Origin of the sequence: Qiania dongpingensis (assembly GCF_014337195.1) — a bacterium.
In the GTDB taxonomy this organism is placed as follows: domain Bacteria; phylum Bacillota; class Clostridia; order Lachnospirales; family Lachnospiraceae; genus Lientehia; species Lientehia dongpingensis.
Genome location: NZ_CP060634.1, coordinates 1110745 through 1122503 on the forward strand (window position 1 = coordinate 1110745; position 11759 = coordinate 1122503).

An 11759-nucleotide genomic window follows, 5' to 3' on the forward strand; every position below is an offset into this window, starting at 1 on the left:
GAAATTTCATGAAAACATCCAGGCTCGTCATCGGCATCCTTTCCATTGTCCTGGCCGTCATCGTACTCTTTCAGTCCTGCGCGGTGGGAATCGGAAATGCGCTGCAGGCCAATGAAGAAGTCAGCGGGAGCGCCGGACTGATGGTGGCTGTCATCCTGCTGGTAGCAGGCATCATCGGCATCGTCACCAGAAACGGCGGCAAAGGCCCCTTCGTAGCCGGCGCATTCTACGCGCTGGGAGGAATCCTGGGGCTTACAAATGCCGGCTCTTATGGAGATCTGATTCTCTGGTCAGTCGTCTGCTTTCTGTTCGCCGCAGTATTCATCATCGGAAATCTTATAAAGAAAAAAAGCTGATATTCTTTTCCAAAGTCAAAGGAAATGCCGGTTCTCCTCATGAGAGCCGGCATTTCTGTTAAATCTCTGTTCCATCTCTTTTTCTCAGTTTTATTCGTTCTTCTTTTTCCCAGAAAAGGTCCTGCATATCTTCACCACGACACCGCTGAGCGCCAGCAGCGCCAGCGCATTGGGAATGACCATAAGGCCATTGAAAAAATCAGCCAGGGACCAGACTAACTTCACCTTCAGGGTCGATCCAATGATGATGAATACTACCACCAGGAGGGAATACACCTTAGCCGCATTTTTTCCAAACAGATATTTAGCATTGATCTCTCCAAAAAAGTGCCAGCCGAGTATCGTGGAAAATGCAAAAAACAAGAGGCAGACAGCCACAAAAATATCACCGAAGCTTCCGAATCCGGCAGAGAACGCCGCCTGTGTCAGCGCAGTTCCTTCCTTTCCGCTCCCCAGAACGCCTGAAGTAAGGATGGACAGCACGGTCAGATTCAGGATCACAAACGTATCAATAAATACGCTGATCATCGCGGTCAGGCCCTGCTCATGGGGATTCCTGGCTGTCGCCCGGGCATGGGCATGAGGGGTGGAGCCCATACCTGCTTCATTGGAAAAGAGTCCTCTCGCCACACCAAAACGAACCGCTTCCCTCACCGTGATTCCGGCCCCGGCCCCCAAAACCGCCTGCGGGCTGAAGGCTCCCGTAAAGATCATTTTAAACGCTGCCGGTACCTGGGCAATATTCATGAGGATCAGCGCCAGGCTTCCCAGGATATAAATGCCTGCCATGAACGGAACGATTTTCTCCACCACTGCAGCCAGTCTGGATGTCCCCCCGATGAAGATAAAAGCGGCCAGCACTGCCAGGACTGCTCCTATGGCAATGGGGGGAATGTTGATGTTCCGCGCGGCAAACACTTCGGAAAAAGCCGCGCCTATGGAGTTGGACTGGACCATATTTCCCATAAAGCCCAGAGCAAGGATGATAAATACGGCAAACAGAGCAGCCAGGAATTTTCCCAGTTTACCTTTAAACGCCGCTTTTATGTAATAGATGGGACCTCCTGTCACTTCTCCGTCCACCGTAGTTTTATATTCCTGCGCCAGCGATGCCTCCGCATAAATAGTAGCCATACCGAAAAACGCAGATAGCCACATCCAAAAAATCGCGCCCGGGCCGCCGCCAATCAGAGCGGTGGCCGCGCCGGCCAAATTGCCGGTGCCCACCTGCGCCGCGATCGCCGTGGCCAGCGACTGGAACGGGGTCATCTCCCCCTTTTTTCCTTTTTTACCCTTGAAGCTAAAGTGACCGAAGACCAGCCGGCAGCCCTCTCCGAATTTTCTCACCTGAATAAATTTTAGCCGGATAGTAAAAAAAACGCCGGTACCGCAAAGAAGCAGGATCAGCAGCACATTCCATAAAAAATCATTGGCCTTGTCAACAATCGGTAACATATTTTTTCCCTCGCTTATTCTGTATAATAAAAGAAGAGCCGATATCTTATCAGCCCTCCAAAGAGTAGAACATTGCCTTTCTCATAACATATGAAATATGCCCTGTCCGTTTGCCTGAGAGATAGACAGCCCCGCCGGAAATGTCCGGGCTGTTGTACACCTTCGGCGCTTTCCTGCACATGCTTTCGGCCGGCGGAAAGACTCTCCAGAGTGTCGCATCAAGTCGACTTTATAAAAATAGCATAAACACATGGAAAATGCAAGCATAAAATGCCGTCCTGTTAAAGGACGTTAAAAAGACGCCCAAGCGATCTGAGCGCCTTTCCTCCGCTGACGGCATACGCCGCGGATTTTTTCATTATAACAGGTAATCGTTTGGAATCATTTTATCAGAACAGCAATAATGTCGTAAAAAGAATTTAAAGATTTGATATGCGTATTGCTCTTTAGACCTCGCCATCGTACATAAACATCACCAGCCTCTGCACATCTTCGGGCTCATGGGCGATAAGCTCCATTTCACCGATCGTCGCATCCGCAAATACGCTGGAAAGAGCTACATACTGCGTGAGCTTAGATTTCAGATTCAGCCGGTCGCCTTCGTCTGTCACCAGTTCCACTTTGCCCTTACATTCGTCGATCACCTTGAAAAATTTCTCAACGTCTTTGACATTTTTAATCTTCATCCTATTATCTCCTTTCTATCTGTTTCTCTATTTTGGCCCCATCATAGCACATCAGCCATTATTTGTAAATAAGTTCTGTCATTTTCTACCATTCTCCCAGAATGAACATAAAATACCCGGCAGGCTTTCGTAATTTATTACATAGTAGTCCGACCATTCTCTCGGAAACAGTCGTTGATATTCACCATAAAGAAACCGGTCATCCAGCAGTAAAATGATACCTTCGTCTGTATCCGTGCGGATCACCCGCCCAGCTGCCTGCAGAACTTTATTCATCCCCGGATACCGATACGCGTAGGCGAAGCCGTCCTTGCCCCGCTTTTCATACCAGCCTTTCAGAATCTCCCGTTCTGTACAAATCTGCGCCAATCCGGTTCCCACGATGATCACCCCGATCAGCTTCTCGCCCTTCAGGTCGATTCCCTCCGAAAAGACGCCGCCCATGACGCAAAATGCGGCCAAAGAATGTTCTCTGTCCCGGCTGAATTCCGCCAAAAACAACTCTCTGTCCTGTTCTGTCATATGGCCGGACTGAAGGATGATATCCGGACCGTCTGTCTGCCCCGTTCCTGCTTCCATTCCCGAAAGTTCTCCTGCAAGCCCTCTATCCTGTGCCGCCTCATATACGCCGTGCATGTAAGCATAGGAAGGGAAATACACCAGGTAATTCCCTTTCTTCTGCCTCACTGCAGTCAATACATAATCCAGCACTTTTAAGTATTCCCGGCTGTTTCTCCTTTTATACCGGCTGCTCACATCCTTTCCGATGGCGAGAAGGCGCTTGGAAGCGTCAAAAGGCGACGGCGCATAGACCGCATATTCCTCCGTGCTCCCGCAGAGCAGCTCTTTATAATATTGGACCGGCAGAAGTGTCGCTGAAAAAAATACCGTACTGTTTCCCTTCTCCAGACAGAGCGAAAGATTTTCCGCCGGGTTCACACAAAGAAGCTTAAGAAGGAAGGATTCCCGGCTCACGTGCTCTGTGTAGATACAGTAGGAATCATCCAGCCTGTCGTACATATTGAGAAAATGGCGGACCTGCAGATAGAGATTCCCGAACTCCTCATTTCCGTCCATTACCCGGAACTCCTCCTGGAACTTCTCCATCTCACTGAACGCGCCGGTAAGCGCCAGCGCAAACTGGTCAATGGAATCCCGCACCATGGGTTCGTCACTCTCCCGCTTCATCTCCAGGAGCAGCTTGTTGCATCTGGACAGCTTTCTCTCCAGGCGCGGGCTGTGGGGCTTCACCAGATTCCTGACGGTCAGAAACGATTCCTTATACAGGGAAGCGCTGTACATTTCCCTGGCCCGTTCCACCAGATTGTGCGCTTCATCCACCAGAAAAAGATAATCTCCTCCCATCCCTTCACCAAAATACCGCTTCAGCTGAACGTTCGGGTCAAATACATAATTATAATCGCAGATGATCACATCCAGCCAGACGCTCAGATCCAGAGAAAACTCGTGCGGGCACACCTGGTACCGCTCGGACCACGCGAGGATATCCTCTCTCCCGGCCGTTTCCTTCTGATGGATATAGTCGAAAACGGCTTCATTCACCCGGTCATAATGCCCCCTCGCATACGGACAAGCCACAGGATTGCACTCTGCCTTCCCTCCTTCAGAAACCAGGGGACAGAGCTTTTCTTTCGCCGTCAAGGTAATGGAGGACGCGCGAAGGCCATTCTCCCGCAGAATCTCCATCGCCTCCTCTGCGACTGTTCTGGTAATCGTCTTTGCCGTCAAGTAAAAAATCTTGTCCCCCAGCCCTTCCCCCACAGCCTTGACCGAAGGAAACAGAACAGACATGGTTTTTCCAATACCCGTTGGCGCCTGGATGAACAAAGGCTTTCCTCTCTGGATAGCCCGGTATGTGGAAACAGCCAGCTCTCTCTGCCCCTGTCTGTACGGAAAGGGAAAATTCAGCTCCCGGATCGATACATTCCTCATCTGACGATGATAATACTGATACCTTCCCCAATTGGCGTATTCCTCTAAAAGATGACGCACATATCCCTCTATCTCTGCAAAATTCAGAACCTCCCGAAATCTTCGTATCTCCTCTGTCTCCAAATGACAGTAAGTCAGCTGGATCCCGGCGCGCAATCCTTCCCCTCCTGCTTTTTTCTCCCCATCCGTTCCTACGGTTTCCCTTTCTCGTAAAAGCAAGGCCATATAGGCATAACAGAGTGCCTGGGCCCGATGGACGGGCACCGGCTCCTCCAGTTTTTCAATATCCCAATAGACCCCTTTTATCTCATCTACATTGAGAATTCCGTCTTTCTCAAAAACGCCGTCGGCACGCCCTTCCAGGCAGATGACAATATCCTCCATCTCAAAATCCGCCTTAAGCGCTACCTCCGCCTTGTATCCGATTCCCATCCTGCCCTGGATCTTTCTGTGGATCTTCGCGCCCGCCGCCATGGCGTCCAGGTCCTTTTTCCCCTTCCGCCGGTTGTCGATATCGCCGTCTCTCAGCAGAAACTCCACCAGGTTCCTGACAGAAATCCGTATTTTGTTTTCCTCCAGCCTGGTCATGGCGCAGCCTCCCTCCGGACAGATTTTCATTCCGGCAAACATTTGTTCTCAATAAATTATTATAGCATGGTACTGTGTCAATTACTACGGTCCAAAATACTTTTTAAAATTATTTTTGTCGGTTCTCCGCTCAAACAGCGGCAGGACAATGATCGGTAACGAATTTCTTTACCGATGTTGTATGTATTAATCGTTTTCCGTATAATGGTTAATATATATTAACAGAAGGAGGCCGGAATATGAAGCAGCATCACGTATTGATCGATACAAGTAGCTGCATTGGCTGCGGCATGTGCGCCGAAGTGTGCGTCGCGCACAATATTGCGTTAAATCACAAAAAAGCGGAAACAGTATTAGATGACTGTCTGATGTGCGGGCAATGTTCCGCAGTCTGTCCAAAGAAAGCTGTTTCCATCAGCGGATATGATACCGGACAAGTTGACAAGAAAGACGACGTTCGCTTGAAGCCGGAGGATATTTTGGAAGTCATCCGTTTCCGCCGGAGCATCCGTAAATTCAAGCAGAAAAAAATCCCTAAAGAAGTGATCGAGCAGATTTTGGAGGCGGGCAGGCTTACTCATACGGCCAAGAACATGCAGGATGTCTCTTTTATCGTACTTGACCAGGAAAAAGACTGCATCGAGAAAATGGCGGTCCGCCTGTTTAGAAAAGTAAAGCCGTTTGCGGATCTGTTCAGTCCGATGGCTAAGAATAATAAGATAGACGATCACTTTTTCTTTTTCAAAGCCCCCATTGCGGTGGTAATCTTGGCAAAAGAAAAAACGAACGGCATTCTCGCCGCGCAGAATATGGAATTTGTTGCAGAAGCGCTTGGCCTCGGCGTACTGTACAGCGGATATTTTACAGCAGCAGCCAACACTTCACTTAAAATCAAAAAGGCGCTCAAAGTGTCAAAAGGAAAAAAGGCGGCGATGACATTGGTACTTGGTTACCCTGATGTTAAATTTCTCCGTTCCGCTCCGCGAAAAAAATTAGATGCCATATATATGTAAAGGGACTGATCATGGAAAAAGAATGTAAAGAACGGCTCCAAAAAATCGTAGACGGGTTTCAGAAATACCGAAATGCGTTTACCGCCATCGGCGATGAAACAAGGCAGTTGATATTGCTGGTGCTATTAGAGAGCGATCCGTCGGGAATCCGTGTCGGAGAGATTGCGAAAAGGGCACATCTGACAAGACCTTCTGTTTCCCATCATCTGCAGATCTTAAAAGAATCCGGTATTGCTGCCATGCGAAAAGAGGGGACTAAAAATTATTATTATTTAAGTGCGGACGAAACACAATGGAAAGAGCTTGCCGATTTCGTCAGCCTGATCTATGAAGGGATCCGGCACATCGGCTCACGATCATAAATAGCACGTCAGGAGGAAGAATTATGATCTTATATTTTTCAGGAACCGGAAACAGCGCGTATGCCGCGGAAAAAATCGCCAAAGTGACCGGCGATAAAATAATCGATTTATTTAGTAGAATCCGCGGCCACAACTATTCTGAAATCAAGTCAGGCAGCCCGTGGGTCATCGTCACTCCTACTTATGCATGGAGAATTCCACGCATTGTTCAGGAATGGCTGGAGAATAGCGGTCTTGTCGGAAATAAAGATATTTATTTTGTAATGACCTGCGGCGGAAGCATCGGAAACGCGGGCAAATATCTGAAAGAACTATGCGCCGCCAAGAAACTCAACTATCTGGGATGCGCCGCGGTTTTGATGCCGGAAAACTACATTGCGATGTTTACCACACCAGCACAGAAAGAAGCCTTGGAAATCATCCGGCAGGCAGATCCTGTAATAGATAAGATCGCCCTTGAGATAAAAAACGGCAAAGCATTTTCGCAGCCTGCCGTGTCCTTTCAGGATAAAAGGAGCAGCGGCATTATCAATACCGCTTTCTATCCGATCTTTGTCCACGCAAAAAAGTTTTATGCCACCGACGCCTGCGTCTCCTGCGGAAAATGCGTCAATGTCTGCCCGCTGAACAATATCCGACTCAAAGATGGAAAACCCATATGGGGTAAAAACTGCACTCACTGCATGGCATGCATCAGCCGCTGCCCAACTGAGGCGATCGAATACGGCAGACACAGCAAAGGGCTGCCGCGGTATGTCTTTCCCAAGAGTAATCCAGAATTAAAATAAGAGAACTATATAAAAGAAAAATCAAACATTCAATTCAAGTTGTATATTCACTCGTTCATACTCCATATTGTCAATAGGTACTTCTTTAAAGCCGGCCTTAGCATATAAATGCATGGCTGCGGATAAAACGGTATTTGAGACAATCATCAGCTTTTCAGCGCCATGCTCTTTCGCATAGTCTATACATGCCTTTAATACCGCAGAACCAGCTCCTCTTCCCATATAGTTTTCATCCGCGGCAAGTTTGCATATTTCCCATACCTGCCCCTCTCTTGGAACTACCATACAAGTGGCGATTGCTCTATCCTGCTCCACAGCAAAATATACTGCTGCACCTTTTGCAAGGAAATCTTCTACATCATTCAGCATTTCAATATCTTGAGGCTCTACCTTAAAATACTTTTTTATCCAAATCAGATTCAGCCTTATAAAATCTTCCTTGTAAATTTCCTGATAAGATATGATTTTCATCTAAATACACTCCTTATTATGTAAATTTATTTGTTTCATTTGATTTTCCTCTTTACAGCCAGGGGTCAAAACAATATAATAGAATAAAAAGAACATTATATCGTCTGCAATATAATGATATATCTTGTTCGATATATTGTCAATAGGTAGGAGGAGAAAAACTTGCATACAATGAATCAGATCGTAGCTCACAATATAAAATTGCTAAGAGAAAAAAACAAATTAAGTATAGATGAACTGTCAAAACTAAGCGGCGTCAGTAAAAGTATGCTGGCACAGATTGAACGGGGGGATGGCAATCCTACCGTTTCCACATTGTGGAAGATCTCTAACGGCATGAAAGTTCCCTTTGATGCTTTGACAGTACGCCAAAAATCCCCCTATGAAATTGTAAAACTATCTGAGATACAGCCTTTGCTGGAAGATGAAGGAAAAGTCAAAAATTATTCTCTTTTCCCAGATGATGAAAACCGTAGATTTGCCGTATATTATTTAGAGCTGGCTCCCGGGAGTTATTGGAGATCCGAGCCGCATTTGCGGGGAACCATCGAGTTTATTACCATTTTTTGCGGCAAACTCGAAATACAATCTGATGATAAATCTTTCATTGTAACCAAGGATGATAGCATTCGGTTTAAAGGAGATACCATACATTCTTATCGAAATGTTGGAAATGAAAAAATTGCATTACATATGATTTTATATAATCCTTGATGAATCTTCAGAATCAAGATACAAAATACTTTTTAGAATCATTTTAGTCCAACTCTGATTAAGCTCCAGTTAGTCATCGGCAGAAGTTCCGGACCGTCACGATTTCGGTTCGCTGGCGATGCAGAGGCCGCTTTATCCCCGCTCCGGGAGTACCGCTCACATGTCGGCGGGAAATCCGGATGATTTCCCGTCTCCGGTTCGCTCAGAAACGGAATCGGTATTTTTCGTTTCTGCCTCCCTCCGTCTGGGGAACACCGTCCGCTGCCCTGCGGCGCTCGCCTTTAGGCCGGCCCGGAATCTTTCTGCCGGTATTCTTTCTGTCGCACCGCTTCAGACGACTTCCGTTCCCTTGATTCCAGAAAAGGATTGGATATCCACACGGCCCGCGCGCCTTACGGCAGCGGGCCGCGGTGAACCGCCCCAATGGCTTTTAAAACGAATGAAAGCTTATTTCGGTGCGGGAGGAAGAGCAAGAGGAACAATCCGATTCCATCGTAAGGCGAGCGCCGCAAAGGCGTTAGCAGGATCTTCCCGGCCGCAGGGAGGTAAAAACCGAATCTCATGCAGGTTTTTATTGGAATCTGACATGGAAAAATATTGATTTATCCATGTCAGTTGGAAAGGACCGACTGGAGGCCGCAAAGATCCTGGTTACGGCTGCCAGCGAGCCGCCTGGATGGAATCGGATTTCCTCTTGTCTTGTAAAGCAGACAAAAAAACATGTTTAAAAGGTATTCAAAGGTATACCCAAGGGCACCCCTTAATTCATGCCCTCCAGGCGGGCGCACTTCGTGCGATAAGGTATCAAATAAAAAACCGCCGCCGGTTCTGCCCGGCGGCGGTTCTCCTCGTCCTGCTTTATTGTTCTTCGTCATCTTCGTTCATATCTACGTCATATCTTTCGAAGCAAACCGTCAGCAAAGGGCAAAACGGTCCAGCAGACGCTCCCATTTTGCATCCTTTCCACTGTACTCCACAGTCAAAGGCTGGCCAAAATCCAGGCTCATCACGCCCAAAATGGATTTCGCATCTACAACCATCCGGTTATAGTATACGTCGATGTCAAAATTGCATTTACCCGCGGTAGACACCAAGGCCTTCGCGTCCTCAACTTTTGATATCTTTATCTGCCTCTTGTTCATCACTAACATCCTTTCCGCAAATATAAAACACTAACAATATGGGCAATAACACTTGTCATTTTGTTATCACACTGATGTTGAATAGTGTTATATCATTACTTTATGCGGTTGTCAAGAGGTTTTTTACTCAGTCCTGCTCCGGATGAAAGGCACAGGTGGCCTTTACCGCGGCTTCCCACCCCGCATACAGGCGCCGCCTTTTCTCTTCTGAAATGCCGGGGCGGAATATCCGATCAACCTGATAGTTCTGGATGACCTCACCCTTGTTGTTCCAAAATCCGACAGCCAAGCCGGCCAGACAGGCCGCTCCGAGCGCCGTTACCTCATTCACGGCCGGACGCTCTACCGGCACATCCAGGAGATCGCTCTGGAACTGCATCAGCAGGTTATTCGCCACAGCCCCGCCGTCCACTTTAAGCTCCGTCAGACGAATGCCGCTGTCTCTGGACATGGCGTCTATGATATCCTTTGTCTGATAAGCCAGGGATTCCAGCGTCGCGCGAACGAAGTGCGCCTTCGTAGTGCCCCTCGTTATCCCGAAGATCGCTCCCCTCGCTTTGTCGTCCCAGTAAGGAGCTCCCAATCCCACAAACGCAGGCACCACATAAAGCCCTCCCGCGTCCTCTGCTCCCTTCGCCACCTCCTCGCTCTCCGGAGCCGTATGTATCATCTCCAGGCCATCCCTGAGCCACTGGATGGCGCTGCCCGCCACAAAGATACTTCCTTCCAGCGCGTACTCCACCCGGCCTTCCACGCCCCAGGCAATGGTAGTCAGCATCCCATGCTCCGACCGGATGGGCTTTTCCCCTGTATTCATCAGCATAAAACAGCCCGTGCCATAAGTATTTTTCGCCATTCCCGGCTGGAAACAGGCATGGCCGAAAAGAGCTGCCTGCTGATCTCCGGCGATACCCGCGATGGGCACCTCACAGTTGAAAAAATGAGTAGGCGCCGTCTTGGTATATATATGGGAGGACGGCTTCACCTGAGGCAGCATGGCCTCCGGTACATCCAGCATGGCGAGCAAATCCCTGTCCCATTTTAACTCATGGATGTTATAGAGCAGCGTTCTGGAGGCATTGGAATAGTCGGTGATATGGACCGCCCCGCCCGACAGATTCCACACTAGCCACGTATCGATGGTTCCGAAGAGCAGTTCTCCTCTTTCCGCCCGTTCTCTTGCTCCTTCCACATGGTCCAGGATCCATTTAATCTTGGTCCCTGAAAAATAAGGATCGATCAAAAGCCCTGTTTTATTTCGTATGGTCTCTTCCATTCCCTGCTGCCGGAGCTCGTCGCATATGTCCACTGTCTGCCGTGACTGCCACACAACGGCATGGTAAATGGGAATCCCTGTATTTTTATCCCAAACGACCGCAGTCTCCCTCTGGTTCGTTATGCCAATGGCCTCCACCTGTTCCGGCCCAATGCCCGATGACATCAGCACCTCCGTCATCACGGCCTGTACGCTCAGCCATATTTCCGTGGCGTCATGCTCCACCCAGCCGGCCTTCGGAAAAAACTGAGTGAATTCCTTTTGGGCGCTGGCCGCGATCTTCGTATGCCGGTCAAAAAGAATAGCCCTGCTGCTGGTCGTCCCCTGGTCGATCGCCATAATATACCGCTCCATAAATTACTCCTCCCGTGTATCATTATTTTCTGAAAATTCTTCTGCCGCTTTCCTGTTGGAAATGGTAACGGCACAGGCTCCGGCCCGAAAACAGTTTTCTATCTCTTCCGGTTTCCGTATGAGTCCTCCGCACATGAGCGGCACTCCGGTCCGTTCCCTGATATAGCTGAGTATCCCGCAGGCAATGCCCGGGAGCACTTCCACATAATCCGGCTCCAGAGCATTACAGAGCCCGATTCCCCGTTCCAGAGACCTGGTATCGATTAAAAACAGACGCAGAATTGCCAGACATTTATTTTTCTTAGCCGTTTCCAGCACTTTGGGACGCGTAGATATGATTCCGTCGGCCCCCAGCTTCTGACAGGCGTACTCGCATCCATATTCATCCGTGGAGATTCCCCGGAGAAGGTCCAGATGGAACAGAATCTTCTTGCCCTGCCTGTGGGCCGCGTTCACCATACCGGACAGAAGGGCTATATGAAATTCCATCAAAACGCCCCAGGTGAACCTGCTGTCCAGAAAACCTTCAAACTCCTTCATGGTGGAAATAGCCAGCACTACCTGTCCGTTCCATTCCTCATTCTTTTTCATGCTTCGTCCC

The 11759-nt window shown here is 48.6% G+C and carries 12 protein-coding genes and 1 riboswitch; of the genes, 5 read left to right on the plus strand and 7 right to left on the minus strand.

Going from position 1 to position 11759, the window contains the following annotated elements; translation table 11 throughout:
* The first annotated feature begins 8 nt into the window (after nucleotides 1–8).
* Nucleotides 9–356, plus strand: coding sequence for a hypothetical protein (locus tag H9Q78_RS05185; protein WP_249304031.1), 348 nt, complete (start codon nucleotides 9–11; stop codon nucleotides 354–356).
* A 90-nt stretch (nucleotides 357–446) separates the two neighbouring features.
* Here H9Q78_RS05185 and H9Q78_RS05190 read toward each other — a convergent pair whose 3' ends face one another.
* The 3 genes from H9Q78_RS05190 to H9Q78_RS05200 form a co-directional block, all read right to left on the minus strand.
* Nucleotides 447–1811 (minus strand): alanine/glycine:cation symporter family protein, encoded by a 1365-nt coding sequence (locus H9Q78_RS05190; RefSeq protein ID WP_249304034.1) that lies wholly within the window; start codon nucleotides 1809–1811, stop codon nucleotides 447–449.
* 92 nt (nucleotides 1812–1903) lie between these two features.
* Nucleotides 1904–2030: riboswitch (glycine riboswitch) on the minus strand.
* 227 nt (nucleotides 2031–2257) lie between these two features.
* On the minus strand, nucleotides 2258–2497 hold the full coding sequence (locus tag H9Q78_RS05195) for a polya polymerase (RefSeq protein ID WP_147596824.1): 240 nt from the start codon (nucleotides 2495–2497) through the stop codon (nucleotides 2258–2260).
* Nucleotides 2498–2575: 78 nt separating this feature from the next.
* Nucleotides 2576–5038, minus strand: a complete 2463-nt coding sequence (locus tag H9Q78_RS05200) for an ATP-dependent DNA helicase (RefSeq protein ID WP_249304036.1) — start codon at nucleotides 5036–5038, stop codon at nucleotides 2576–2578.
* 239 nt (nucleotides 5039–5277) lie between these two features.
* On the opposite strand from H9Q78_RS05200, the gene H9Q78_RS05205 reads away from it, so the two are divergent.
* The 3 genes from H9Q78_RS05205 to H9Q78_RS05215 are packed head-to-tail and all read left to right on the plus strand — an operon-like array spanning nucleotide 5278 to nucleotide 7201.
* On the plus strand, nucleotides 5278–6051 hold the full coding sequence (locus H9Q78_RS05205; protein ID WP_249304038.1) for a nitroreductase family protein: 774 nt from the start codon (nucleotides 5278–5280) through the stop codon (nucleotides 6049–6051).
* 11 nt (nucleotides 6052–6062) lie between these two features.
* Nucleotides 6063–6413: an ArsR/SmtB family transcription factor gene (locus tag H9Q78_RS05210; RefSeq protein WP_249304040.1), complete on the plus strand. Its 351-nt coding sequence runs from the start codon at nucleotides 6063–6065 to the stop codon at nucleotides 6411–6413.
* Between the two features lie 23 nt (nucleotides 6414–6436).
* Nucleotides 6437–7201 carry an EFR1 family ferrodoxin gene (locus H9Q78_RS05215; RefSeq protein WP_249304041.1) on the plus strand — a complete coding sequence of 255 codons (765 nt, stop codon included), beginning with the start codon at nucleotides 6437–6439 and terminating at the stop codon, nucleotides 7199–7201.
* Between the two features lie 21 nt (nucleotides 7202–7222).
* On the opposite strand, the gene H9Q78_RS05220 is transcribed toward H9Q78_RS05215, so the two are convergent.
* Nucleotides 7223–7672 (minus strand): GNAT family N-acetyltransferase, encoded by a 450-nt coding sequence (locus H9Q78_RS05220; RefSeq protein WP_249304042.1) that lies wholly within the window; start codon nucleotides 7670–7672, stop codon nucleotides 7223–7225.
* A 171-nt stretch (nucleotides 7673–7843) separates the two neighbouring features.
* Between H9Q78_RS05220 and H9Q78_RS05225 the strand changes: the two genes are divergently transcribed.
* Nucleotides 7844–8386, plus strand: a complete 543-nt coding sequence (locus H9Q78_RS05225; RefSeq protein ID WP_249304045.1) for a helix-turn-helix domain-containing protein — start codon at nucleotides 7844–7846, stop codon at nucleotides 8384–8386.
* Between the two features lie 914 nt (nucleotides 8387–9300).
* On the opposite strand, the gene H9Q78_RS05230 is transcribed toward H9Q78_RS05225, so the two are convergent.
* The 3 genes from H9Q78_RS05230 to H9Q78_RS05240 form a co-directional block, all read right to left on the minus strand.
* Entirely contained in the window at nucleotides 9301–9528 is a 228-nt protein-coding gene (locus H9Q78_RS05230; RefSeq protein ID WP_249304047.1) for an HPr family phosphocarrier protein, read from the minus strand.
* A gap of 127 nt (nucleotides 9529–9655) precedes the next feature.
* Nucleotides 9656–11158 (minus strand): glycerol kinase GlpK, encoded by a 1503-nt coding sequence (gene glpK / locus H9Q78_RS05235; RefSeq protein ID WP_249304050.1) that lies wholly within the window; start codon nucleotides 11156–11158, stop codon nucleotides 9656–9658.
* Nucleotides 11159–11161: 3 nt separating this feature from the next.
* Nucleotides 11162–11749, minus strand: coding sequence for a glycerol-3-phosphate responsive antiterminator (locus H9Q78_RS05240; protein ID WP_249304052.1), 588 nt, complete (start codon nucleotides 11747–11749; stop codon nucleotides 11162–11164).
* Nucleotides 11750–11759: the final 10 nt, after the last annotated feature.